Below are 23697 nucleotides of genomic sequence, written 5' to 3' on the forward strand. Positions count from 1 at the left end.
GAACGGTTTCGCCGACCGGTGTGCGCCAAGGCTTTTGCCCGGCGAGACGTGCGGCCTAGCGGTTGTCGTCCCGCCAGATCATGGAGGCGAGTTGGTCGCGGTCGGCGGCGCCGAGTTTGAAGCAGGCCCGGTAGATGTGGCCCTCGACGGTGCGCACCGAGACGCTTAGCCGCTCGGCGATCTCGCGATTGGACAGTCCGCGCGCGATGAGCGCGGTGATCTCTCGTTCGCGTGCGGTGATCGGCAAGGGCTGGGCGGCGGACACGATGGCCGGGGTGACCGCCCCGTCGCACCGGGCGGCCAGTTCGAGGGCGCGCGCCGCGGCTTGCGCACTCAGCAGGCGCTGTGCCGCTCGGTCGTGCATGGGGACCCGCTGTGCGGCGGAATCGGCTGCGGCAGGCAACAATCCGGCGGTTTCGAACTCGACACTGACCGCGGCCAGCGCGTTGACGTCGGAGTGGCCGAAGGCGGCGGCGTGGCGGGCGTAGATCCCGGCCACGGGACCTTGTACGCGGCCGGCCAGCGTGTGCAGCCGCGCGGCCAGCGTGCGGTCGCCGAATCGGACGGCATAGTGCAGGGCTTCCGCCTCCAGCGCGTATTGCCCTGTGCTGTGGGCCATTTCGGCGGCCTTGCGGGCCAGTTCGACCGCGGAGTGCTGGTTGTGGGTCGCGGCCGCCAGCCAGGCGCGGGCGATCATGCGCTGCGGTTCGTGCAGTGCCATGTGCGGCCCGGTGTGTTCCTCCGCCTCGAGCAGGACCCGCTCGGCCTGTTGCGCGTCGCCGACCGACGCGTAGGCGCGGACGAGCAGCAGCCGTGCCGGTAGCTGCCACGGTAGGGCGGCCTCGGCGTCGAGCGCCGCCAGTGCTTGCTCGAACGCGGCGATCGCCTCGCGGTACCGGCCGCGGTAGGTGGAGACGACGCCGACGGCTATCTTGGCGATCGCCCAGCCGGCGAACTGTCCCGCGGAAGAGAATTCGGAGCTTTCGGTGGCGCGCTGCTCGGCGAGGTCGAATTCGCCGATGATGGTCAGCGCCAGCACATCGCAGTAGCGGACCATCGCGCGAATCATGCCGTCGCTGGCTTTGCGCTGGGCTCGGCTTCGGGCGGCGATCGGCGCGTAGTCGGCGCCACGCCCGGCCACCGGCATCGCCAGTCCCGCGGCGAACGCGGCGAAGTCGACGGCGTGCCCGGGGGAGTTCGGGTCGGCGAGCACACGTTCGGCGGCCTCGATGCCGTCGGCGAGATGGCCCTCGTGCACCGCCATGGCGGCGTTCACCGCATCGAGGACCAGGCGCAGTGCGGGATGCTCGACCCGGGCGCCGAGCAGGTCCATCAGTTTGCGGGCGCGGTCGGCATCGCGCAGCGACCAGAACAACAGGCTGGCGCGGGGAATGCCCCACTGGACGAGCTGGAGTTGATCGAGTTGGTCGGGGTCGAAGCCGGCCAGGATCTCCTCGGCCTCGAGCGGCCGTCCCTGCCACAGCAGGGCGCGGGAGAGCAGTTCGGCCGCCGCCAGCCCGCCGCCGCGGTCGTTGGCGGCGCGCGCGAGTCGTTCACCCAACGGCAGATTGGACAGCGCGACAGCGTCTTTCGCGGCCGTGACCAACAGTTCGGTGTCGATCGGCTGGTTGCTGTCGACGCACAACTGCGCCAACCGGATCCGGTCGGCGGCGGTGCCGAGACTCCGCTCGCGCAACATCTCGACGATGCGCCCCCGCAGCTTGCGGGCCGCGGCCGTGCCGATCTGGCGGCGGACGACTTCACCGAGGAGCGGATGGCTGAACCGAGCGTTGCTCGGCCAGCCGTCGTGGCTGATGCGGATCAGGCCGGCGATCTCGGCGGCGTCGACGGCGTCCGCGCCCACGAGGTCGGTGAGGATGTCGAGGTCGAGTGGTTCGTAGATGGCCAGCGTTTTCAACGCGTCCAGGACCGGCTCGCCCGCGCGGGCGAGCCGCTCACCGAGCAGTGCGACGAGCCCGGCGGGGACGGCGGTCGGACCGCGTAGTTGCCAGACGCCGTTGACTTCGGTCAGCGTGCCCGCCTCGACCGCGCCCTCGATCATGTTGCGCAGGAACAGCGGGTTACCGCCCGAGGATTCCCACATGACGTCGGCGCTGAGTCCCTCCAAAGTTCCGCTCAGGACGGTCTCGACCAGGCCGACGCACTGCTCTTTGGTCAGCGCGGTCAACTCGATGCGTTCCAGGTAGCCGTCCTTCCACAGGGACGTGACAGCATCGGGCACGGGCTCCCCGGTCCGAACGGTGGCCACGATATGGGCACTGCGGTCGACGGCGATCTGGTGCAGCAGCGTCGCGGACAGATTGTCCAGCAGGTACGCGTCGTCCACGCCGATGACGGTGTCCTGTTGGGCGAGAAGGTTTTCCCGGGCCGACGACAGCAGTGCGATGGGGTCGCGCGAAGCCGAGGGCGCGATCCAGGGCGCGAAGACGCCCAGCGGAATGGCCTGCGACGATTCGGTACAGGCGGCCCACCGAACCGGGACGTTCAGCGCCGACGTGACGATCCTGGCGAGCGTCGTCTTGCCGATGCCCGCGGCACCGACGAGCACGACACCACCGGTGTCGGTGCTCGTCAATGCCGTGCGGACCGCCTCGAATTTGTCGGGACGATCGAGCAGCTGCCAGCGATCCCCCATGAGCGATAAGTGTAGAGACCGCGACCCGGCGCCGCGATGTGTTTCTCCCGGGGGTCGTTCCGCGTCGACGCGCGGGTGGTCGACCGGTCCGGGCGGTGGACGCGGGTGGATGTGCGGCGCGGAGGTCATCGCGGAAGTTGGTCCGCGGTCGGTTCGAGCCGGAGGACGTGGTTGACGCCGTGACGGTAGTTGCTGGACGCCTCGTACACCCGCTGTTTGAGCCGGTTGATCGATCCCATCGGCCGATGGGCCAGCAGCCCTCGCCAGGAGTTGAACGACACGACGTCGTCGCCGAACGCGCGCCGCTCGGGGGTATCGGGATCCTGGATATCGAACCGGATGGTTGCGACGGTCCGGTGCGGCGAGGCCGCTTCGGGCCAGGCGACGGTCGCGTCCTCGATGGGCATCGTCTCGGTATCGGTGCACAGTTGCACGCGCAGCTCGTATTCGGCGCTGTGCTCGGCGAAGAAGTCGATGACCATGTCGTGGTGGGCGTTGCTGCCCGCGTCGCGGCTCACCGGCACGCCGCGCAGGGCGGTGACTTCCGGCGACACCGGAGTGTAGAGGAGCTTGGCGACGTAGTCGCCGAAGCGCAGCGGCGCCGACGAATAGAACGTTTCCCCCAGAATGTGGGTGTTGGGCCGGACGAATACGGCCAGGTTCGGCGGGAGGGGACGTCCGATACGCCGCAACACGTGCTTGTCGAGTGCGGAAAGGATGGCGCTGCCCGTCTGGAGGACAGGGTCGGGCAGCCGGGCCAGCACCCAAGCGATCGGCATGCCCCGGCGAAGATACGCGCGGGCGTCCGCGAACAGGAATTCGCGGTGGGTGACCATGATGAAGTCCTGAGTGGTGGCCTCGTCGCCGGGTAGCGCCCGTGCCCCCTGGACACCGAGCACCTTGATGCCCAGGCCGCGCACGCCGCGCAGCTGGTCACTGCGGATCACCCCCGAGGTGCTCGACAGGCGTGCGATGACGGGATACGAAGCGGGAGTGGCGAAAAGGCCCTGCGCGAGTTCTGGCGGCAGGCCCGGGGGCACGGTCAGTTCGCCGCGCAGGATGCCGTGGCCTTTGGCGTGCGCGTCGCGCAATCCGTGTTTGTATTTGCGATAGGCGCGTTCGTTGTTGCCGCGGAGCACCGTGATGATCTTGTCGATGATCTGTTCTTCGTCGGGACGCGGTTGCTCGAGGTCGTCCCGGTAACGAAGGTACTTCTGTGCGGTCGTGCGCGGCGTTGCCACATCGGTCATCGCGATCGTTTCCTTTGCCTGCTCGGCGAATCGACGCTCCGCCACGGAGCGAACGGGTTGGCGACACCGTCGAGAGCGGGTGCCAGAGTGGGGAAGTGCCGCAGCAGAACGCTGCGCATGGTGTTGTCCTGGACCCACGCCATGCCCGCCTCGGTGTAGACCTCGGGCCGGAAGTCGGTGGTGAAGAACCGATCACTGGACAGCCGCCGGGACGCCATCAGGACGAACAGCCGGAATGCGGTGTCGCTGAAGCCGAATCCGGGTGGTTTGGGTTCGGCGTAGAGGCCGACCATGAGGTCGACCTGTTCGACCTCGCCGTAGACCTGCTCGAGCTCACGCGCCCACTGGGGGTTATCGGTCAACTCCTCGAAGGAGGCGGCGGGTCGCAACCGCAGTTGCCGGCGAAACTCGTTGTAGCGTGGCACTCCACGTTCGCGGACCCGCAGAATATCCACGGTCGCGAGGTCGAGCAGCGGGTGCCCGGGGCGGGTCAGGTTCTGCAGATGACGCGGATAGTTGTGCAGGGTCAGCGCACCGGGGTGGGCGCGACCGAACGAGTAGAACAACTCGTCCATCGGGGTCTCGGCGAGCCGCTCGCGGATGTGGGCGACCCCAAGATCAGGGAAGGGGTGCTCGGCGCGGACGCTGTCGTCCGCGAGGCTGCGAACCACGAGATTGTCGGGTATGAGCGGATGCATCCGATACACGGCGACGAATTCCTCGGTGAGCGAAAACGGTATCCCGCTGTCCTCGACGGTGGATCCCGGTATGCCGCACAACACTTCGTTGCCGCTGAGCCGGCCGAACCTGCGCTGTACTCGCTCACCGAGAACGCCGAACCAGTTGGCGCGCATGGCGGCAACGGTGGTCGGGTGGGCGATGATCGCCGGCGTCCAGTCGATGGTGTGGATCTTGGCGATCAACGCCGAATTCACCAAACGTGCCGTGTCGTAAAGGTTGTCGTCGGTCATGTGCGGGTAACGGCGGGCCAGATGCGCGCAGATCGCATTGTGCTCGGCCATGAACAGCGAGTGCAGCAGCGCGAGTCCGACCCAGGCGTTGGCCGCCGCACTGGACAGCTCCAGCAGGCCTTCCACACCGAGCGGCGGCAGCCCCAGCTCGTCGATCTCGAGTCGCCCTTGGTCGCCGGTCCGCAGTGCGGCCGCGAATTTCGCTGTGCTGCCGTAGATTTGAGAGGCGTCCCACCAGTGGGTGTCCGCGGTCGGGTAGGTCGGGGGTCCGCCGGGAGTGGGGCTGGCCACCGCGGCGGTGCGGGGAATCGTCATCGGCCGGGCCGGCCAGGGATCGCGATCGTCCAGCGGAACCGACCACGGCTCGCTGTCGGCGTCGTCGTGGCTGAACCAATCGTGCACCTCGAACTGGATCCACGCCGCCGCCAGGAGATTCAACGTGGTGGCGGGCTGGAAACGGTCGCGGGTCAGCAGTTGCTGACTGATCAGCCGCGGGTTGGGCGCGAGGATGCGGGCCGAATCCTCCGGGTAGGTGCAGCGCAAGGGGACGTTGCGGCCGAACCGGCAGCCGACCGAGCCGACTCGCGGATCATCGAGGGAGTTGTAGGTTCCGTCGATCGTTCGCGCGCGAAGCTGTTCGCCGACGCGGGCCGGGTCGGCGGGGAGTGGTCCGGCCGGATGGGGTCCGGTGTCGAAGAGGTTCTCCGAGCGCAGCCGGCTCCGCAGCCCGACCAGGACGGCCAATCCCAGCGGCGTGGGCAATCTCGGCCAGCCGACGGCGCGGTCGATCGTCTCGGCGACTCGGACCAGCAAGCGGATCGCAGGGGGCCTTCGGCGGGCCGGCGATGTGGACTCCGGCGACGGTGTCGCCGGTTGTGCCCTGACTATCAAAGGACCTCCCAGTGGCGGGCGCGAGCGTGCGGCTCGTCCGAGATCGGATCGGATGCACAGTCTTTGGGCGGACGGGGGTGCCCGTCTTGCGTAGTCGGCTACTTCAAACCCGGCCGTCGCGTGCGGGCCGCTGATGCTGCTACTCGGATTTCGCGAGTGGATCGGGGGCCGGGTAGGGCAGGGGCACACATTCGGCAACGACGCTTTCCCCCGCCTGTTCCTGGCTGTAAGACCCGTGGATCCCCGCGCGCCCCGCCTCCCCAGGTGCTACCGGATGTCGTCTTCGAGGTAATCGAGTAGCGAATTACGCACGCGGGCCGGCGACGGGTGGGCCAACGCTGTCTTCGATGGTGTCGCGAGCGCGGGGAGGTACTCGGGGCGGGCACCACGAAAGGGCACTGGTGTGATCACTCCGATCGAGATCAAGGTCAATCTCGCCGGCGACGTCGCGGACGCGCTGACCCGGCTGCGGTGTTCGGGGCATCCCGCTACCGAACGCCGTATCTGGTTCGCCGAGTCGCGCGGTGACCGTTCCGGCAAGGCGTCGGCGTTGCTGTCGAGCCGGATCGTCATCCGGTTGCGCAGCGGTGCGCGCGACGACCTGACCGTGAAGTTACGGCCATGTCGCCGTTCGCAATTGGCGGGCAGGTGGGCCACGCCGTTCACCGATGCGGCCCTGGAGTACCGCATCGAGAGCGACTGGTGTGGTGAGCGGCGGGTGTTGTCCGCCTCGGCCGTGGGCGAGCGGCCGCCCGGATCACTACGCGATGCCGCGCTGCTCGGGACCGACGTCACCGCCGCCCTGGACTCCGCGCAGCGTCAGTTCCTGGTGAGCTGCACGCCTCCCGGCGTCGCGGTCGATCACCTCTCGGCGATGGGTCCGATCGCGTCGACGAAATGGACCAAGGTGCGCCTAGGGGACCTGGAGGTCGATGTCGAACGGTGGTGTATCGCCGATCTCGAGTTGCTCGAGTTGTCGCTCAGAGTCACCGCCGGGCACCAGGAGTCAAGCGCCGAGCTGGAAAGGCGAGCTGTAGTACAGCAACTCGGATTCGAGGCCACCGTGCGCCGCCACGGTCTATCGGTCGCGACCGGCGAGACCAAGACCGAACGAATGCTCGCCGCTCTGGTGGCGCGAGCGCACTGACCCGCGGTCCCATCGTCGGTGCGGTGCGGTGCGGTGCGGTGCGGTGCGGTGCGGTGCGGTGCGGTGCGGTGCGGTGCGGTGCGGTGATCTTGACCCAGGGATCGGGGCCTCGCGTGGCTGTTGGGCTCGTGGTTGCATGTGGGGGCGTAGGACGAGGCGGAGGATTATGGGATACGACTGCACATTGCATCTGGTGGACGAGGGCGCGATTCGGGAGCAGTTCGTGCCCCGGTTGCTCGGCAGTTCGGCCGAGGCCACGGCATTGGATCGGGTGCATCCGGGGGCCGAAGAGGTGTGGCGGCAGGTGCGGGAGCTGCTGCTCGGCGCGGATGGGCGGGCCGCGGCGGAGGCGGTGTCCGTCGCGGCGATCATGTTCAGCGCTTCGATGCTGCCGTACCGGTACGAGCGGGGACTGGCGCTGAGCCTTGCGTTCGAAGCAGGGCGGGTGTTCCCGGACGCGGTGTTCGTGCCGAAGGCGCAGTACGCGCCGGACCTGCTCTTCGCCGAAGTCGTTGCGGCGCATCCGCAATTGGGTGGACAGTTCTCGTCGGGGTGGTTCAGTGGGAATTACTCGACGGGTCTGTATGTGCCCGCGGACCACGTCGCGGAGGTGCTGGAGTGGCTGCACGAGCAGCTCGAACCGATGCCGAAGGGCGAGCAGCGGAAGTACCGGGGGATCGTGGCGACCCTGCGGGCGGCGGTCGACCGCAAGCTGGGGTATTGGGAGGCAACCGATCTCGCGGTGCCCGCGGCCGGTGAGTTCCCGGGAGATCCGGAGCTGATGTGGGCGCAATACCTGGGCAACGACGGAACTCCGGCCGCCGAGGTGGAGACCGCGCCGGCCTCGCCGATCGCGAGCGTGCTCGATAACATCGTCGACGGATTCCTGTTGTCACACAGCGACGGCCGGGCACCGCGGGTGGAACTGTGGGATCTCGAGGCCTGGCCGCCGCGTTTGGCGTTGCAGCGCAACGAATTCTGGGTGGGTGCGGCACGGTCGTCCACCGGCGGGTGGCTCGCGCAGTCCACCACCGACACGCAGGCTCGTCCGCGGGTGTTCGGACCGATCCTGGTGGACGGCTCGGACGATGCCCCACGAGTACTGCCTGCCAAAGGGCCGGGCGCGGCCGACCTCTACGCGCACGAGTGCTACTTCCTCGGCGAACGGCCCGTGGTGTTGCACGAAGTCAAGACCCACCTGCTGAGGTTCGGCGGCATGAATATCGGTGACCCGCTGCCCGGCCCGCTGTGGCTCGCGGAATCCGGTGCGTGGGAACAGATTCCGGGCATCTCGGATGCGGCCGTGGTGAAGAGCTCGCTCGGCGACGCCGCACTCCCGCTGACCGGTGCCGCCCGGCTCGCGGACGACAGCACCGTATTGATCTGGGACGGAAACGGTTACGAACTCGACCCGGCGGGCACCGGCTGCGTTCGAGCCTTCGAGATGGGCGCGCAGCGCTCGTTCGTCGGATTCACCTCGGCGCCGGCGGGCGACGACGGATTCTTCTACCTGTCGAATCGCCGGTTACACGAGATCCACCGAGGCGGTGCACCGCTCCGGCACGTCGAAGCATGGACCAACGTGATGGCCGTGCGTCCGGGCACGGACGGCGGACTGCTGTTGAAGTTCGGCGACAACGACGAGGGCGACGTCGGCGCCCTCTACTTCCCAGACCATGGCACCCACATCCCCCTACCACCCGAAATGTTCGACGACCGCACCCGCTACTCGGCCCTGTACTGGAACCGAAAAGCCGATCGAATCGTGGTAGTCGGCGGCGGCTTCGTCGCCGTCCCGGTGAAAACCGTTCTGGCGCAACCGAGATCGGCGGTGCCGGAGTAAAACGAGGTACGGCGGCCCGTCTCGTGTCCCGGCAAGCGGGACCGTCGGACATGCCGAGTCGAGCAGGCGGCAGCCGATTTTCAGTACATCGACTCAGCTGTCCGTCGTGTCGGTCAGTCGATTCCGGATCCACCCTTGGATCCGGTCGACATCCCACGACGCTTCCGGAGCCGGCATCAGCGGGTGACGAAGGGTTCGATCAGCTCGAGATCAAGCAAGATGTGGGCGTGTCCGAGGTGCGATATTTCGAGAAGAACGACGATGGCGCGGTGCGGTTCTGGCGGATCCGCCGTGACGGAATCCGCTGTCATATGTCCTGGGGACAGGTGGACGGCAGGACTCAGGGGTCGAGCATGACGCTCGACGACCTGGCGCATGCCGAGCGGCATGTGGCGAGGAAGATCGGGGAGAAACAGCGCCAGGGATACGTCGAGGTGACGCCGCCGGTGCTGGTCGAGGCCGACGAGATGGCCGACGCCCCACTGCTCGACGTGATGCGGGTGCATGAGGACAAGCGGTACGCGGGCGCTTGGGATGCCTACTGGGCGGGCTATGCGGCCGTGGACGGTCGCGCGGGGGTGTTCGCGAAATTCTTCGACTTCCGGGGTGGGCCGGGACCCTTCTACGAGTACCTTGTGCTGAGCGCGGACGAGCGCCGCGGACTGCAATTCGTGGTCAAACAACCCGGCCACGATCTTCGAACCATGTCGGCCCTCCTCGACTTCGTCTGCCCACGAACAGAACTCGCCTTCGACGGCCGGTCCCATCACAAGCTGCCCGCGCCGATCGGCCGATTCGATCACGTGCTGTTGCGTGCTCCTTCGCTGTGCGGCAACCGGTACGGCGGCCGGATGGCTGGGGCCACTCCGATTTTCGACTGCGAGATCGGTGACCAGGACACCGAAACACTGGTCGAGGCAAGACTGCAGGGGCGCGACGCGATGCCCTCGACCAGCTGGGATCGGGAGCCCTACCCGGTCATCGACCTGAAGTTCGATCTGCGCAGTGCGAACGGCTTCGCTGACCTCGGTGGTCGAACGTCGCTGCAAGAGAAGAAGTTCAAGGTCTATCGCCGATCGATGCTGGAGCGCGGGATCGGGCTGCTGTCGGCGGCGACGCCCGACAGTACCTTCGAGATCCGGAACTTTCGACGCGAGATCCTGACCCTCACTCCGGCGGACGTCGGCCCGCAGACTCCGGCCGAGATCGGCCGGTTCCTGCTGGGCGACGCTGCGGGAGAACGTCATTGAGCCGAGGCTCGGGTCTCAGTTGAGGGACTTCAGCACGCCGCGGTCGAAGGCGATGGCCTCGTCGAGGCGACCCTGGAGCACCTTGGTCGCCCAGTCGGGGTTGGCGAGCAGGGCGCGGCCGACGGCGACCAGGTCGAACTCGTCGCGTTCGAGGCGATCGAGCAGCTGATCGATGCCGGCCACCTCGGCCTGCTTCTGCCAGCCCGCGGCGCCGACGAACTCCTGATCGAGCCCGACCGAGCCGACGGTCACGGTCGCCTTGCCGCTGAGTTTCTTGACCCAACCGGCGAGATTGAGGTCGCTGCCGTCGAATTCGGGCAGCCAGTATCGGCGGGTGGAGGCATGGAAGGCGTCGACGCCCGCGTCGACCAGCGGTGCCAGGATCTGCTCGAGCTCGCCCGCGCTCTCCGCGATCTTCGCCTGGTAGTTCCCGGACTTCCACTGGGAGAGCCGGAAGAACACGGGGAAACCGGGAGAGACCGCGGCGCGCACGGCCCCGACGATTTCCGCGGCGAACCGGGCCCGCGACGCGGGGTCGCCGCCATAGCCGTCGGTGCGCTGGTTGGTGCCGCTCCACAGGAAGCTGTCGATCAGATAACCGTGTGCGCCATGCAATTCGACACCGTCGAAGCCCAGGCGCTCCGCTGCCGCCGCGGCCTCGGCGAACGCGGCGACCGTGCCGTCGATATCGTGCTGGCTCATGGCATTTCCGGCCGGCCCGCCGTCGAGCCCCACGCCGGACGGGCTTTCGGCGGGCGGCTCGGTCGCCGTCCGGGCCGACCCGGTGTGCCACAGCTGCGGAATGATCCGGCCGCCGGCGCGGTGCACCTGCTCGGCCACGTGCGCCCAGCCGGCGAGGGACTGCTCACCGTAGAAGTGCGGCACGTTGGGGTAAGCGCCGGCCGCGGCCCGGTTGATGTAGGTGCCCTCGGTGACGATGAGGCCGACGTTGTTGGCCGCCCGGCGGGCGTAGTACTCGGCGACGTCGGCGCCCGGAACTCCGTCCGGCGACATGTTCCGCGTCATCGGCGCCATCGCGATCCGGTTCGACACGGTCAGATCGCCGACCGTGAACGGCCGATCCAGCAATCGCCGGATCCGAGTGGTGTCTACTGCCGAGGTCATATCGTCTCCAAGGTCGGCGCCGATGACGGCGCCATGGTCGGCTTCGGTAGGGGGAGCTCTAGCGCGGAAATAGTTGAGCAACTCAAGCGACTCACCGACAGTACAACCGCAGGTGCTTGATTCTGTCAAGCATTACGACGGGCGGGCGTGCGGCGTGAAGCTTGAGTTCGTCAAGCATTCGGCCTACCGTTGCGAGGTGCCGCACTCCTCGCCGTCCGCCTCGCCGACCGCGCTCGACGTCATGGCGACCGTCACCGAGTTCTGCCGCGTCTATCAGCAGGACTTCCTCGCCGCGGCCCAGGGTTTGGGTCTGACTTACAGCCAAGCCAAACTGCTCGGCCTACTGGCCGAACCGCGAGCAATGCGGGAACTGGCGGAGGCCTTGTCGTGTGACGCATCGAACATCACCTTGCTCATCGATCGACTGGAGCAGCGAGGTCTGGTCGAACGGCACGTCGACCAGACCGATCGCCGAGTCAAGAAGGTGGTCGCCACAACCGAGGGCATCGCGATCGCCCGGCAGGTCCGCGAAGAGATGCACGGCGTCCGCGCGGCGCTGGATGCCTTGAGCCCGGCGCGCCGCCGCAGTTTGCAGAGCATTCTCGGGCAGATGCAGACCCACATGACGACCCGCCCGGACTGACCTCAGGCGGTCAGCTGTTCGCCGGCGTACTGTCGGTACCAGGCGGGAATCCTCGGTGCGGGTCGTGGGGACGACCCGGCTCGGCCCGGTGCCGCTCAGCGGGATCCGGAATGACATTCGAAGACTGGCTGCGCGCTGTCGGATGAGACCGGTGCGTCGCCGGTGGATCGGTCTGCTGTCGCCTTAGCCTGAGGTAGTGGCTGTGCTGACTCCGCGTGAGCGTCCCAGGCGTTGGTCGCTCGATGACATCGTCGTCACCGATCCGCCGATCATTCGGCGTGCGATCGGTGCGGCGAGCATCGGCAACATCACCGAGTGGTACGACTTCGGCGTCTACGCCTACTTCGAGCCGACCATCAAGGAGGTGTTCTTCGCCCATCTGGGTGACACCGCGGGCACCATCGCCACCTTCGGCCTGTTCGCGGTGGCGTTCCTGGTCCGGCCGTTCGGCGGGATGTTCTTCGGTCCGCTGGCCGACCGCATCGGCCGCAACCAGGTGCTGGCCACCACGATGATCCTGATGGCGCTGGGCACCTTCGCCATCGGCTGCATCCCGGACCAGAACGCGATCGGCATCTGGGCGCCGATGCTGCTGCTGTGCGCGCGGTTGCTGCAGGGCTTCTCCACCGGCGGCGAATACGGCAACGCGATGACCTTCATCGCCGAGTACGCGCCGGACCGGCGGCGCGGATTCCTCGGCAGCTGGCTGGAATTCGGCACCTTCACCGGATATCTGCTCGGCGCGCTGGTGGTCACGCTCGCCGACGCCACCCTCAGCCACGACCAGTTGCTGGCGTGGGGCTGGCGGTTGCCGTTCTTCGTCGCGCTGCCGCTCGGTGTCGTCGGTGTCTATCTGCGGATGCGTTTGGCCGACACCCCGGCCTTCGCCGCACTGGAAAAGGAATCCGAGGAGCGCGAGAAGTCGAACCGGACCGGCGACGAGGCCAAAATCCTGGCGAAGCTGTGGCCCTACGTGCTGGTCTGCATGGGGCTGGTGGTGGTCTGGAACGTCCCGAACTACATGCTGACCTCCTACATGCCGACCTACGTCACCTCGACGGTGCCCGACGCGACCGGCGGCGGGGTGTCCTCGTCGACCTCGCAGTGGTTGCAGATCGCGGTGATGGTCGTTGCGCTGCTGACCATTCCGGTGATCGGCCTGATCTCCGATCGGGTCGGCCGCAAACCGATCATCTGGACCGGTATCGCGGGGCTGATCCTGCTGGCGTTCCCGATGGTGCTGCTGGTCCGGACGGACAACGCGTTCGCCGTCTTCGTCGGCCTGCTGATGATGGGACTGACGCTGATCTGTTTCAGCGCGACGATGCCGTCCACCTTGCCGTCGCTGTTCCCGACGAAGGTGCGCGGCGCGGGCCTGTCGGTGGCGTTCAACGTCGCGGTGTCACTGTTCGCCGGCACCACGTCGGTGGTGGTCGGCGCACTCGTAGGGTTGACCGGCGACCTGAACTGGCCCGCCTACTACCTGATCATCGCCGGCATAATCGGCGCGGTATCGGTCTATTTCCTCCAAGAACCCAACGGCAAGCACATGTGGGGCTCGGCGCCCGCCGCGCAGTCCGAGGCGGAGGCGGAGGAGCTCGTCGGGGCGCAGGCGCGTCGTAGCGGCCCGAATTCTCACTGAGCAGCGCGGCCGAATCGTCGGGGTGGGGACCACTACAGTGGGCTTCATTTCCGTTCGGCGAAGGAGCGTTTGTGACGACGACCCGACAGGTGCGGCTGGCGAAGCGGCCGCAGGGGCTGCCTGATGCGGAGACGTGGGATGTGGTTACCGAGGAGCTGCCGGAAGTGGGGGCGGGCGAGATCCTGGTGAAGGTGGAGTTGATCTCCATCGATCCGGCGATGCGCGGCTGGCTCAACGATGTGCGGTCGTATCTGCCGCCGGTCGGGATCGGCGAGGTCATGCGGTCGATGGATATCGGCACCGTGGTCGAGTCCAACCATCCTGATTTCGCGGTGGGCGAGACGGTCAGTGGGACCTTCGGTGTCACCGAGTACGCGATCAGCGACGGCAGCGGCGTGGAGCGGGTCGATCTCGAGGTCGCGTCGGCGGCAACCTGGCTCGGTGCGCTCGGAATCACCGGCATGACAGCGTATTTCGGCCTGATCGAGATCGGGAAGGTACAGGCGGGGGATACTGTGCTGATCTCCGCGGCGGCCGGCGCGGTGGGCAGTGTCGCCGGGCAGATCGCAAAGGCGTTGGGCGCCACGGTGATCGGCATCGCGGGTGGTCCGGAGAAGTGCCGGATGCTGACCGAGGAGTTCGGTTTCGACCTGGCGATCGATTACCGCAGCGAGAATGTGCTGCGGCGGCTGCGCGAACTCGCGCCCGGCGGTGTCGATGTCTTCTTCGACAATGTCGGCGGGGAGATACTCGATGCCGCGCTGGCCAACCTGCGCCGGGGCGCCCGGATCGTCATCAGCGGCGCGATCGCGTCGTACAACGCGGCCAAGCCACCGCCGGGACCGTCCCGCTACATGTCGTTGCTGGTGTTCCGGGCGTCCATGACGGGGTTCGTCGTGTTCGACTACGCGGACCGCTACGGAGAAGCCATCGCGCAGATCTCGAAATGGCTGGCCGAGGGCAAGATCAAGCCGCGCGAGCATGTCGTCGAGGGCGGAGTCGAGCGATTCGGCACGACCCTCGAGATGCTGTTCACCGGTGCGAACACCGGCAAGTTGTTGCTGGCTGTCTGAACACGTATGCCGGCCCCGTTCGATCACCCACGCGAGCAACCCACGCGGGTGATCGAACATCAGCGGCGACTCGACCGAGCGAGGCCACCGCCCGGCCGCGGCATCAGGCGCTGAGCGGCGCGGCGGTGACCTCGTAACCGAGGTTGGTGAGCACCTCGGTGGTCGCCTTGGCGAAATTGAGCGTGATGAAATGCAGGCACGGCGCCCCCTCGTCGATGAGGCGCTGGGCCATCTCGGTGGCGATCTCGATGCCGGCCGCACGCACTGCGGCGCGGTTCTCCTCGGCGCCGGTGCCCGCCGCGGCGCGCAGCCGCCGCATGATCGACTCGGGCAAGGCGCGGCCGCTGAGTTCCTCGGCGCGCGCGATGGTGCGCAGGGAGGTGATGGGCATCAGTTCCGGGATGATCGGTTTCGCGCCTTGCTCGGCGTCGGCGGCGGCGACGCGATCGCGAAGGCGCAGATAGTGATCCACCTCGAAGAACATCTGGGTGATCGAATAGTCCGCTCCGGCACGGAGTTTCGCGGCCAGGAACTGCGCATCGGTGGGCAGGTCGGGGGACTGATGGTGCCCCTGCGGGAACGACGCGACGCCGACGTTGAAGTCGCCGAGATCCCGCACGATGCGCACCAATTCCTCGGCGTACTCGACCCCCTCGGGGTGCCTGTGCCATTCGCCGAGCGGATCGCCGGGCGGGTCACCGCGCAATACCAGAATGTTGCGGATGCCGCAGTCGGCGTAGGAGCCGACCAGCGCGCGCAACTCGGCGATGCTGTGCCCGACCGCCGTCAGGTGCGCGACCGGCAGCAACGTGGTCTGCTGAGCTAGCTGTCCGGTGATCCGGGCGGTGCGGTCCTTGGTCGAACCACCCGCGCCGTAGGTCATCGAGACGAACGCCGGATGCATGCGCTCGAACTCCCGCACCGTGCGCCAGAGCCGAGCCTCGCCGGCGGTGTCGCGCGGCGGATTGAACTCCACCGAGAACGGCACCCGCGCCCCCGAATGGATGCGCAGGCTGTCGACGACCGACGGGACGCCGGAGACTGCCGGTGTGAGGTGAGTAGGGAGCCCGTGATTCGAACGGTCACGTCCGGGGATGGAATGCATGGATGAACTCCAGGTCAGCGGCCAGTGGCCGCCGCCGATAACGAGTCGACACCGAGGAGCCCCATGAAGCATCGATCCCGTGCCCGGGTCTGCTCGGCGTCGCGCTCGATCCACGAGGCGACGACCGCCGGATACGGTGTACCCGGCACAATCGGCAGGTCTGCGGGCTCATGGGCACCGACCCGAGCTCGGGTGCGGTCCCGGAGTTTCACCGAGTTCCTCTCACCGGCCACACGCTGACGCGCGAGACCGATTCGACGCCATCGCGCGGATCAGGGGCTCCTCGACTCCGCCTCCGGCGAACCAGTTGCACTCGCGAATATAGCGAAGTCCTCTGGGATCACCAAGGATGAGGGGTCGTCGCGGCGCGGTGACGCGCCGCGGAATCAAACCGCGGGTCGGTTTGCGGAGCGCAGGATATCATCTAACCGACGCGGTGTGGTGCGAGACGGAAATGGGCGCGATACCGCTGCTAGTCGTCGAGAAGCGGGGTAGAGGTCATGGTCGCGGAACCGGTCCGGATCACCGGGATCGACGCGCGGGTCGCCGAGCGCGGTCCGACCGCGCTGCGGATCGCAATCGGTGGTCAACTGCGCAAGCTGCGCGAAGCCAAAGGCATCACGCCGGTCGCGGCCGGCAATCACATCCGTGGTTCGCACGCCAAGATCAGCAGGCTCGAACTCGGCCGGACCGGTTACAAGGATCGCGATATCCGGGATCTGCTGACGCTCTACGGCGTCACCGATCCGGACGAGCGCGAGATGTTCCTGGACTTGGCGCGCAAGGCGAATCAGCCCGGCTGGTGGCACCGCTACAGCGATCTGCTGCCACCCTGGTTCGAGACCTATCTCGGCCTCGAGGGCGCCGCCCAGTCGATCAGAACCTTTGAGGGACAACTGGTTCCGGGTCTGCTGCAAACCGAGGACTACACCCACGCGGTGATCGAGGTCAGTCAGCAGAACGCCGAGGCGGCGCGCCGGGTGGAGCTGCGCGCGAAGCGCCAGGAGATCCTCGACCTGCCGGACGGGCCTAGATTGTGGGCGGTGCTGGACGAGGCCGTGCTGCACCGGCCGATCGGCGGCCGGAAGGTACTGCGCGAGCAGATCGAGCACCTGGTAAAGGTCTCGCACAAGCAAGGAGTGACAATCCAGGTGCTGCCCTTCTCCGCAGGCGTCCACGCGGCCGCGGGCAGCTCGTTCACCCTGCTCCGCTTCGCCGAACAGGAACTCCCCGACATCGTCTACCTCGAGCAACTGACCAGTGCCTTCTACCTGGACCGCAGCGACGACCTCGAGGTCTACCGCGACGTGATGGATCAGGTTGCGGTGCAAGCCGAAACACCGGAACGATCACGCGCCCTGATGATCGCGGCAGCCGCGCGACTCTGAGCGGCCGCCCCGGATCTCGCCCGGTTCCGTAGGCGGTCAAACCGTCTGCCGAATCACTGATCGCCGACGTCAGGTCGATACGCCGATCAGGGAGCGTCGCCGAGTTCGCCGGACGTACTCGCGCCCTTGTCATGCGTTTGGGGGAGTGTGCGCCGGGGGTGCTTGTGTCAGCATTGTTTTGGCACAGGCAACTTCGAGGGGGGCACGTGCGGAACCGTTCTGGCCCAGTTGTATTGGGCGTGGTGGTGCTGGGGGCGTCGGTGTGGGCGGCGTGCGGCAGTGAATCGGCTGATCAGGACAGATCGTCTACACCGCGGGCGCCCTCGACGTCATCGGTCGTCGTTGCGTCCGACCAAGCGTCGGTGACGCCGTCGCCCGGGGTGTCGCCGCTGACACCGGCGACGACGAAACAGAAGTTGATCATTTCGACGCCGCCACTGGTGACATCGTCGAATCCGGTTGTCGTCTCGACGGAGCCGGTGACACCGACGTCGCCGAGACCGATACCGATACCCGGGGTCGTGTCCACCGATCCTCCGCTGCCCACCACGGACCCTTCGGCAGCGCCCCGTCCTTTGGCGCCGTCGAGTGAGATAAAGCCGAGCGGGGGCCGTTGAGCGTCGCGAGGCAACCCGAGACGTCACCGTTGCGGTCGGCGGTGATGATTGCCGGGGCGTTGGCATCGCAGGCCGCCGTATTGGTTCCAGTCCTGTACTACTTCGGGGCGGTGTACGCGAGCGCCTGGTACGGCTATTTCGGGATCGATTCGAAGACGCTCGGCTACTCGGTGAGCGATTTCGTCAGGCGGTCGATGGCACCGACCTTCTGGCCGGTCATCTTGGGGATGGTGGGCTTGCTGGTGTTGCTCGCGGCCCGCCATGTTCCGATGATGATCGCCCGCCGGACGCACAATGAGCTTCGCGCCCTGCGGATCTGGTACGTGCTGATGTCGGGCTCGGGGGTGGTGCTGCTCGCGGTGGCGCCGCTCATCCGGGTGTTCGGGGTGCCGCCGTGGTTCCCGCTGAACAACTACCTGATGCCTGGTTCGATCGTCGCCGGCAGCATCCTGCTCGGCTACGCCACGACGCTGCGCTCGGATCGGCCGGACCTGTGGCGAACTCGGCAGCCTCAGCGCGGACGGTTGCGGCCGCGGCGCCGGGAATCGCCACAGTCGTCCGCGGTCGTGGTCATGATCGCGCTGTTCACGCTCGGGCTGGCCGGCGCGATCTGGATCGTCGGCAACTTCGCCGCCGAGAAGGGTCTCGACGACGCACGGAACCTGGCGGAGAACAGATTTCCCAACGTGCCCTCGACGGTCGTGTGGAGCGTCGAGGGGCTCGGGCTTCTCGGCCCCGACGTCGAGGCCACGCCCGTCGACATCCCAGGCGAGAAGTATCGCTACTACTACGCGGGTCTGCGGCTACTCGATCAGACCGCCGACGCGTACATCCTGATTCCGCAGAAATGGGAAGCCCGCCGCGACCGCGTGTTCATCGTTCCCCGCGCCGACACCATCCGTATCGACCTCGATGCCACGCACAACAACTGACTCGACGGCGGGCGGTGACGCTCAGCGCTGCGCCGGAGTGCCGGACTTCGCCGCCAGCCCGTACTCGATCGCGGTTGCGGCGGGTGTGGCTGTGCCGCCGGGTGCCGATGCTGTTGCGGCGGGCTTTGCCTCCATGTGGATTACCCCGTTGTCGGCGGTGGCCGGTCCTGCGGCGAGCGGGATTCCGGTTGCGATCGCGGCGGCGAGTAGGGTGCCCGCGATGGTTCGGTTCATGGTTCCTCCCGTGGTTCCCCTGTAATACGTTCGCGGCGCGTCTGTGGTTCACCGTCTGCCCAGCCCCCTTGCGCCGCAATGGGTTCGGGTGGGTCAGGGGTGGCGGGCGCGGCCGGCGTAGTGGTTTTCGGCGTACCAGTCGCCGCGGCCGGCGGGGAGCAGGTCGAGGATGTTCCAGACCGGGGAGAGTTGATCGATGCCGCGTTGGGCGTCGTCGAGGAAGTTGGCCGGGAGGGTGTAGTGGTGCCGGACGCGGTCGCCGTCGGGGGTGAAGACGCTGATCATCGGGCGCTGCTCGCCGTTGGCGCGTTCGGCGTTGAGGTCGGCGTTGAAGGTGGTGCCGTGGCTGGAGAGGATGCGCAGGCCGTCCCAGCCGCGGCGCACCGCCCACGCTCGCAGTTTCGGCAAGGGCGCCTTGGCGATTACGGCGAAGCTGGTGCGCTGGGCCAGGTGGTGGGCTACGCCCTGGAAGCCGTCGACCCACATCGAGCACATCGGGCAGGCTTCGTCCTCGTCCGGATGGAACATCAGGTGGTAGACGACCAGGGTGTCGTGCTGCCCGAACAGGTCTCGCAGTTTGGTGGTGCGGGTCGGTTCCGGTCGGCCGAGGTCGGCGGGGCCTTCGGCGAAGGAGTAGTCGTCCAGGACGAGTCCGGCAGGTACGCGCCGGCGGGCGGCGGCGACCTCTTCGATCTGGTCGCGTAGCGTGCGCTCCGCCTTGGCCAGTTCGATCCGGGCCGCGATGTACTCCGCGCTGGCACCTTTGGGCCACATCGGTTCCATCGCCGTGGCCTCCACTTCGCCCATGACGGGTTCATCTCCTTTGGTTTCGGATAGTAACCGTGCCGCCGCTCAAGGTAGAACAGCTGCGCCAACAGCTCAAGGGAGACACGGCCTACCCCGAAGTAGGGGTTGCTTCTCCGGGGTACATGATTACTGTATATTTATATATCTATCTGCACCGGGTGGTGAGGAGCGCCGATGTTCGAGAGGTTCACCGACCGCGCGAGGCGTGTCGTTGTCCTGGCCCAGGAAGAGGCCCGGATGCTCAACCACAACTACATCGGTACCGAGCACATCCTGCTGGGGCTGATTCATGAGGGTGAGGGTGTCGCGGCGAAGTCGCTGGAGTCGCTCGGGATTTCGTTGGAGGGGGTGCGGAGTCAGGTCGAGGAGATCATCGGTCAGGGTCAGCAGGCTCCGTCGGGGCATATTCCGTTCACGCCGCGGGCGAAGAAGGTTTTGGAGCTGAGTCTGCGGGAGGCGTTGCAGCTCGGCCACAACTACATCGGTACCGAGCATATTCTGCTGGGTCTCATCCGTGAGGGTGAGGGTGTGGCCGCGCAGGTGCTCGTCAAACTGGGTGCTGACCTCAACCGGGTGCGTCAGCAGGTGATCCAGTTGTTGTCGGGGTATCAGGGCAAGGAGCCGGTCGAGGGCTCCGGTTCGCGTGGTGAGGCGGGTACGCCGTCGACCTCGCTGGTGCTCGATCAGTTCGGCCGTAACCTGACCCAGGCCGCGCTCGAGGGCAAGTTGGATCCGGTGATCGGGCGCTCGAAGGAGATCGAGCGGGTGATGCAGGTGCTGAGCCGGCGGACCAAGAACAATCCGGTGCTGATCGGTGAGCCCGGTGTGGGTAAGACCGCGGTGGTGGAGGGTCTGGCTCAGGCGATCGTCAATGGTGAGGTGCCCGAGACGCTGAAGGACAAGCAGCTCTACACCCTGGATCTGGGTTCGTTGGTCGCGGGCAGCCGTTACCGCGGTGATTTCGAAGAGCGCCTGAAGAAGGTCCTCAAGGAGATCAACACTCGTGGTGACATCATTCTGTTCATCGACGAGCTGCACACGCTCGTCGGTGCGGGTGCTGCCGAGGGTGCGATCGACGCGGCCTCGATCCTGAAGCCGAAGCTGGCCCGGGGTGAGTTGCAGACCATCGGTGCGACCACGCTGGATGAGTACCGTAAGTACATCGAGAAGGATGCGGCGTTGGAGCGCCGGTTCCAGCCGGTGCAGGTCGGTGAGCCGACGGTCGAGCACACCATCAACATTTTGAAGGGTCTGCGCGACCGCTACGAGGCGCACCATCGGGTTTCCATCACCGACGGCGCGCTGGTGGCCGCGGCGACGCTGGCCGACCGCTACATCAACGACCGGTTCTTGCCGGACAAGGCGATCGATTTGATCGATGAGGCGGGTGCGCGGATGCGGATCCGTCGCATGACCGCCCCGCCGGACCTGCGCGAATTCGATGACAAGATCGCTGATGCGCGCCGGGAGAAGGAGTCCGCGATTGACGCGCAGGACTTCGAGAAGGCGGCGCGGTTGCGGGACAAGGAAAAGCAGCTCGTCGCCAAGCGTGCCGAGCGGGAGAAGCAGTGGCGTTCCGGTGATCTGGATGTGGTGGCCGAGGTCGATGACGAGCAGATCGCGGAGGTGCTGGCGAACTGGACCGGTATCCCGGTGTTCAAGCTGACCGAGGAGGAGACCACCCGTCTGCTGCGGATGGAGGATGAGCTGCACAAGCGGATCATCGGCCAGGAAGATGCCGTCAAGGCGGTCTCCAAGGCGATCCGCCGCACGCGTGCGGGGTTGAAGGATCCGAAGCGTCCGTCGGGGTCGTTCATCTTCGCCGGTCCGTCCGGTGTGGGTAAGACCGAGCTGGCGAAGTCGCTGGCGAATTTCTTGTTCGGTGATGATGACGCGCTCATCCAGATCGACATGGGTGAGTTCCATGACCGGTTCACCGCGTCGCGGCTCTTCGGTGCCCCTCCCGGGTACGTCGGGTATGAGGAGGGCGGTCAGCTCACCGAGAAGGTGCGGCGTAAGCCGTTCTCGGTGGTGTTGTTCGACGAGATCGAAAAGGCCCATCAGGAGATCTACAACACCCTGTTGCAGGTCCTCGAGGACGGCCGGTTGACCGATGGTCAGGGCCGGACGGTCGATTTCAAGAACACGGTGCTGATCTTCACCTCGAACCTGGGCACCTCGGATATTTCCAAGGCGGTCGGGTTGGGCTTCTCCCAGTCCAACATTCAGGGCTCGAACTACGAGCGGATGAAGCTCAAGGTCAACGACGAGCTGAAGAAGCATTTCCGGCCCGAGTTCCTCAACCGTATCGACGATGTCATCGTGTTCCATCAGCTCACCACCGAGCAGATCGTGCAGATGGTCGATCTGATGATCGGCCGGGTCGGTGTGCAGTTGAAGAACAAGGACATGTCGATGGAGCTGTCCGAGCAGGGCAAGGCCCTGCTGGCCAAGCGCGGCTTCGACCCGGTGCTGGGCGCGCGTCCGTTGCGGCGCACGATCCAGCGTGAGATCGAGGACCAGCTCTCGGAGAAGATCCTGTTCGGCGAGATCGGACCCGGCCAGACCGTGTTCGTCGACGTCGAAGGCTGGGACGGCGAAGGCACCGGCGAAGACGCCAAGTTCACCTTCACCGGCAAAACCAAACTCACCAAGGCCGACGACGACAAGGAAAAGCCCGAAGTAGCGCTGACCTGATTTCGCTGGAATCCGCCGCGCAACACGAAACGTGTTGCGCGGCATAAGCGCGTTGTTTATCGACTGAATTCGACGTCGGCCGCCAATTAAATCTTGATGATTTGCCCTTTTGATAGTGCTCGTATCATTGACCTAGATTGGTTCAAAAACATATAGTTAACGATATCGTTCCCACTAGTACCGCAGACGCTGGAGGTGTCTGGATTGAGCGCCATCAAAGAGACGTATGAATCACTGAACCTAGAACCGAAGCCGATCCGCCCGCACATCCTTGCTGCCGCGACCGTCGCCTTCGGTGAGGATTACTATGCGGCACGAAAGGAGACCATCAACCTCTCCGGTTTCGTCCAACTGAACAAGTGGCCCATGCCGGGATTCGAGCACCGCGTCGACGAAAAGGGTTACGCGGAGTTCCAGACCGAGCTGATCTCAGCACCCGAGGTCGGCATCAAGGGCTTCAGCTACGAGTTGAACGACCGCATCCAGGTGCTGTCCAACCCGTTCCTGCCCAACACGGGTCACGTCCGGCAGATCACGCCCGGCAAGAACTTCCCCGCGGAGTTCAACATTCGCCGGTTCGGCATCCTGGAGTCCAGCACGCTGCGCCTGGCGCATCGCAACGTGATCGACATCTACGGTGTCGTCGACCATATTCCGCCGTTCAAGAAGCCACTGACCGGCCCGTACCTCGGCAAGCCGCGCGGTGACGGTCCGTTCGATGTCATCGTGGGGCCCAACGTGGTCCGGGGCACCACCCTGCCCGAGGCCTGGTACCCCGCAAACGACGACAACGAGCCGGTGGGCATCACGCCGAGCATGTTCTTCATGCCCAGCGCCGGGCCCTGCATCTCCATGCTGGTCGATCCCTCGATGATCATGCAGGTCTCGTTGGAGGGCCAGGCCAAGCTGGAGGTGGGCGGCAAGGAGGTGACCGTCGATCTGGCCGGTGACTACAAGAATGCGGCAGGCACGGAGATCCTGCTGTTCGGACCGGAGAAGCACGACGAGGGAACCGGTGTGCTGGCCCAGATTTCGCGGATCGCGATCTCGGGCCACTGCGCCGAACTCGGCGGGCGCGTGATGCTCCGAGTGAGCTTCCCGCGGCCGTCCGGTGGCACCCTGGGCGAAGGCACCGAAGACAGCCTGAGCCGCATCCGCTACCCGAGCGAACTGCACATCGACACCGAGTTCGAGCTGGTCACGCCCGACGTGACGCTCTACGCGACGAACCCGGTGCACGTGTTCGGCAAGCTGGGCAGCATGGAGGCCACCGGGACCGAACTCCAGATGAACGGCACGGACACCGCGCTGGTCACCACGGCGGACGAGGTCAAGGCCAGGCTGACGGGCATCAACCTGGTCATGCGTGATTCGTTTGTCGGCGAGCACGCGGCCGTCAACGTGTAAGTGGGGCTCTCCCGAGCGG

18 protein-coding genes and 1 riboswitch are annotated in these 23697 nt (G+C 66.5%); of the genes, 10 read left to right on the forward strand and 8 right to left on the reverse strand.

The window, feature by feature from the left end; translation table 11 throughout:
* Window positions 1–55 precede the first annotated feature (55 nt).
* The 3 genes from ACFYO1_RS12125 to ACFYO1_RS12135 all read right to left on the reverse strand — a co-directional run bounded on the left by ACFYO1_RS12125 (window position 56) and on the right by ACFYO1_RS12135 (window position 5666).
* Complete coding sequence (locus ACFYO1_RS12125) at window positions 56–2656, reverse strand: LuxR C-terminal-related transcriptional regulator (protein ID WP_387229775.1); 2601 nt, start codon at window positions 2654–2656, stop codon at window positions 56–58.
* Window positions 2657–2781: 125 nt separating this feature from the next.
* Window positions 2782–3906, reverse strand: a complete 1125-nt coding sequence (locus tag ACFYO1_RS12130) for a catalase family protein (protein WP_387229777.1) — start codon at window positions 3904–3906, stop codon at window positions 2782–2784.
* Complete coding sequence (locus ACFYO1_RS12135) at window positions 3903–5666, reverse strand: peroxidase family protein (protein ID WP_387231848.1); 1764 nt, start codon at window positions 5664–5666, stop codon at window positions 3903–3905. The genes ACFYO1_RS12130 and ACFYO1_RS12135 overlap by 4 nt, the downstream gene beginning before the upstream one ends.
* A 505-nt stretch (window positions 5667–6171) precedes the next feature.
* On the opposite strand from ACFYO1_RS12135, the gene ACFYO1_RS12140 reads away from it, so the two are divergent.
* The 3 genes from ACFYO1_RS12140 (at window position 6172) to ACFYO1_RS12150 (ending at window position 10008) form a co-directional block, all read left to right on the forward strand.
* Entirely contained in the window at window positions 6172–6915 is a 744-nt protein-coding gene (locus ACFYO1_RS12140; RefSeq protein ID WP_387229779.1) for a hypothetical protein, read from the forward strand.
* 166 nt (window positions 6916–7081) lie between these two features.
* On the forward strand, window positions 7082–8758 hold the full coding sequence (locus ACFYO1_RS12145; protein ID WP_387229780.1) for a hypothetical protein: 1677 nt from the start codon (window positions 7082–7084) through the stop codon (window positions 8756–8758).
* Between the two features lie 227 nt (window positions 8759–8985).
* Window positions 8986–10008 (forward strand): WGR domain-containing protein, encoded by a 1023-nt coding sequence (locus ACFYO1_RS12150; protein WP_387229782.1) that lies wholly within the window; start codon window positions 8986–8988, stop codon window positions 10006–10008.
* A gap of 15 nt (window positions 10009–10023) precedes the next feature.
* Here ACFYO1_RS12150 and ACFYO1_RS12155 read toward each other — a convergent pair whose 3' ends face one another.
* Window positions 10024–11133 carry an NADH:flavin oxidoreductase gene (locus ACFYO1_RS12155; RefSeq protein WP_387229784.1) on the reverse strand — a complete coding sequence of 370 codons (1110 nt, stop codon included), beginning with the start codon at window positions 11131–11133 and terminating at the stop codon, window positions 10024–10026.
* Between the two features lie 154 nt (window positions 11134–11287).
* Between ACFYO1_RS12155 and ACFYO1_RS12160 the strand changes: the two genes are divergently transcribed.
* The 3 genes from ACFYO1_RS12160 to ACFYO1_RS12170 all read left to right on the forward strand — a co-directional run bounded on the left by ACFYO1_RS12160 (window position 11288) and on the right by ACFYO1_RS12170 (window position 14491).
* Window positions 11288–11776, forward strand: coding sequence for a MarR family winged helix-turn-helix transcriptional regulator (locus ACFYO1_RS12160; RefSeq protein WP_387229786.1), 489 nt, complete (start codon window positions 11288–11290; stop codon window positions 11774–11776).
* 196 nt (window positions 11777–11972) lie between these two features.
* The gene (locus ACFYO1_RS12165; protein ID WP_387229788.1) at window positions 11973–13418 is read left to right on the forward strand and encodes an MFS transporter; all 1446 of its coding nucleotides are present in this window, start codon (window positions 11973–11975) and stop codon (window positions 13416–13418) included.
* 71 nt (window positions 13419–13489) lie between these two features.
* On the forward strand, window positions 13490–14491 hold the full coding sequence (locus ACFYO1_RS12170) for an NADP-dependent oxidoreductase (protein WP_387229790.1): 1002 nt from the start codon (window positions 13490–13492) through the stop codon (window positions 14489–14491).
* A gap of 103 nt (window positions 14492–14594) precedes the next feature.
* Here the strand turns inward: ACFYO1_RS12170 and ACFYO1_RS12175 are convergent, their stop codons facing one another.
* Window positions 14595–15596 carry a methylenetetrahydrofolate reductase gene (locus ACFYO1_RS12175; protein ID WP_387229792.1) on the reverse strand — a complete coding sequence of 334 codons (1002 nt, stop codon included), beginning with the start codon at window positions 15594–15596 and terminating at the stop codon, window positions 14595–14597.
* A gap of 135 nt (window positions 15597–15731) precedes the next feature.
* A riboswitch (cobalamin riboswitch) is annotated at window positions 15732–15865 on the reverse strand.
* 231 nt (window positions 15866–16096) lie between these two features.
* Between ACFYO1_RS12175 and ACFYO1_RS12180 the strand changes: the two genes are divergently transcribed.
* Entirely contained in the window at window positions 16097–16984 is an 888-nt protein-coding gene (locus ACFYO1_RS12180) for a helix-turn-helix domain-containing protein (protein WP_387229794.1), read from the forward strand.
* A gap of 292 nt (window positions 16985–17276) precedes the next feature.
* Here ACFYO1_RS12180 and ACFYO1_RS12185 read toward each other — a convergent pair whose 3' ends face one another.
* Complete coding sequence (locus ACFYO1_RS12185; protein WP_387229796.1) at window positions 17277–17513, reverse strand: hypothetical protein; 237 nt, start codon at window positions 17511–17513, stop codon at window positions 17277–17279.
* Window positions 17514–17660: 147 nt separating this feature from the next.
* On the opposite strand from ACFYO1_RS12185, the gene ACFYO1_RS12190 reads away from it, so the two are divergent.
* On the forward strand, window positions 17661–18533 hold the full coding sequence (locus tag ACFYO1_RS12190) for a hypothetical protein (RefSeq protein ID WP_387229798.1): 873 nt from the start codon (window positions 17661–17663) through the stop codon (window positions 18531–18533).
* A gap of 21 nt (window positions 18534–18554) precedes the next feature.
* On the opposite strand, the gene ACFYO1_RS12195 is transcribed toward ACFYO1_RS12190, so the two are convergent.
* Both ACFYO1_RS12195 and ACFYO1_RS12200 read right to left on the reverse strand, forming a co-directional pair.
* Complete coding sequence (locus ACFYO1_RS12195; protein ID WP_387229800.1) at window positions 18555–18767, reverse strand: hypothetical protein; 213 nt, start codon at window positions 18765–18767, stop codon at window positions 18555–18557.
* 93 nt (window positions 18768–18860) lie between these two features.
* Window positions 18861–19574 carry a DUF899 family protein gene (locus ACFYO1_RS12200; RefSeq protein WP_387229802.1) on the reverse strand — a complete coding sequence of 238 codons (714 nt, stop codon included), beginning with the start codon at window positions 19572–19574 and terminating at the stop codon, window positions 18861–18863.
* A 174-nt stretch (window positions 19575–19748) separates the two neighbouring features.
* Here ACFYO1_RS12200 and ACFYO1_RS12205 point away from each other — a divergent pair, with 174 nt between their 5' ends.
* A complete protein-coding gene (locus ACFYO1_RS12205; RefSeq protein ID WP_387229803.1) occupies window positions 19749–22271 on the forward strand; it encodes an ATP-dependent Clp protease ATP-binding subunit in 2523 nt (840 codons plus the stop codon).
* 195 nt (window positions 22272–22466) lie between these two features.
* Window positions 22467–23678: a DUF6004 family protein gene (locus ACFYO1_RS12210; RefSeq protein WP_378725323.1), complete on the forward strand. Its 1212-nt coding sequence runs from the start codon at window positions 22467–22469 to the stop codon at window positions 23676–23678.
* The last annotated feature ends 19 nt before the right edge of the window (window positions 23679–23697 follow it).

Origin of the sequence: Nocardia sp. NPDC006044 (genome assembly GCF_042871115.1) — a bacterium.
Lineage (GTDB): Bacteria > Actinomycetota > Actinomycetes > Mycobacteriales > Mycobacteriaceae > Nocardia.

What these genes read in the sequence shown, in the direction of transcription:
- ACFYO1_RS12125 (WP_387229775.1), bottom strand. Translation starts at nt 2,656, where the DNA reads ATGGGGGATCGCTGGCAGCTGCTCGATCGTCCCGACAAATTCGAGGCG.
- ACFYO1_RS12130 (WP_387229777.1), bottom strand. Translation starts at nt 3,906, where the DNA reads ATGACCGATGTGGCAACGCCGCGCACGACCGCACAGAAGTACCTTCGT.
- ACFYO1_RS12145 (WP_387229780.1), top strand. Translation starts at nt 7,082, where the DNA reads ATGGGATACGACTGCACATTGCATCTGGTGGACGAGGGCGCGATTCGG.
- ACFYO1_RS12155 (WP_387229784.1), bottom strand. Translation starts at nt 11,133, where the DNA reads ATGACCTCGGCAGTAGACACCACTCGGATCCGGCGATTGCTGGATCGG.
- ACFYO1_RS12175 (WP_387229792.1), bottom strand. Translation starts at nt 15,596, where the DNA reads ATGCATTCCATCCCCGGACGTGACCGTTCGAATCACGGGCTCCCTACT.
- ACFYO1_RS12180 (WP_387229794.1), top strand. Translation starts at nt 16,097, where the DNA reads ATGGTCGCGGAACCGGTCCGGATCACCGGGATCGACGCGCGGGTCGCC.
- ACFYO1_RS12195 (WP_387229800.1), bottom strand. Translation starts at nt 18,767, where the DNA reads ATGAACCGAACCATCGCGGGCACCCTACTCGCCGCCGCGATCGCAACC.
- ACFYO1_RS12200 (WP_387229802.1), bottom strand. Translation starts at nt 19,574, where the DNA reads ATGGGCGAAGTGGAGGCCACGGCGATGGAACCGATGTGGCCCAAAGGT.
- ACFYO1_RS12205 (WP_387229803.1), top strand. Translation starts at nt 19,749, where the DNA reads ATGTTCGAGAGGTTCACCGACCGCGCGAGGCGTGTCGTTGTCCTGGCC.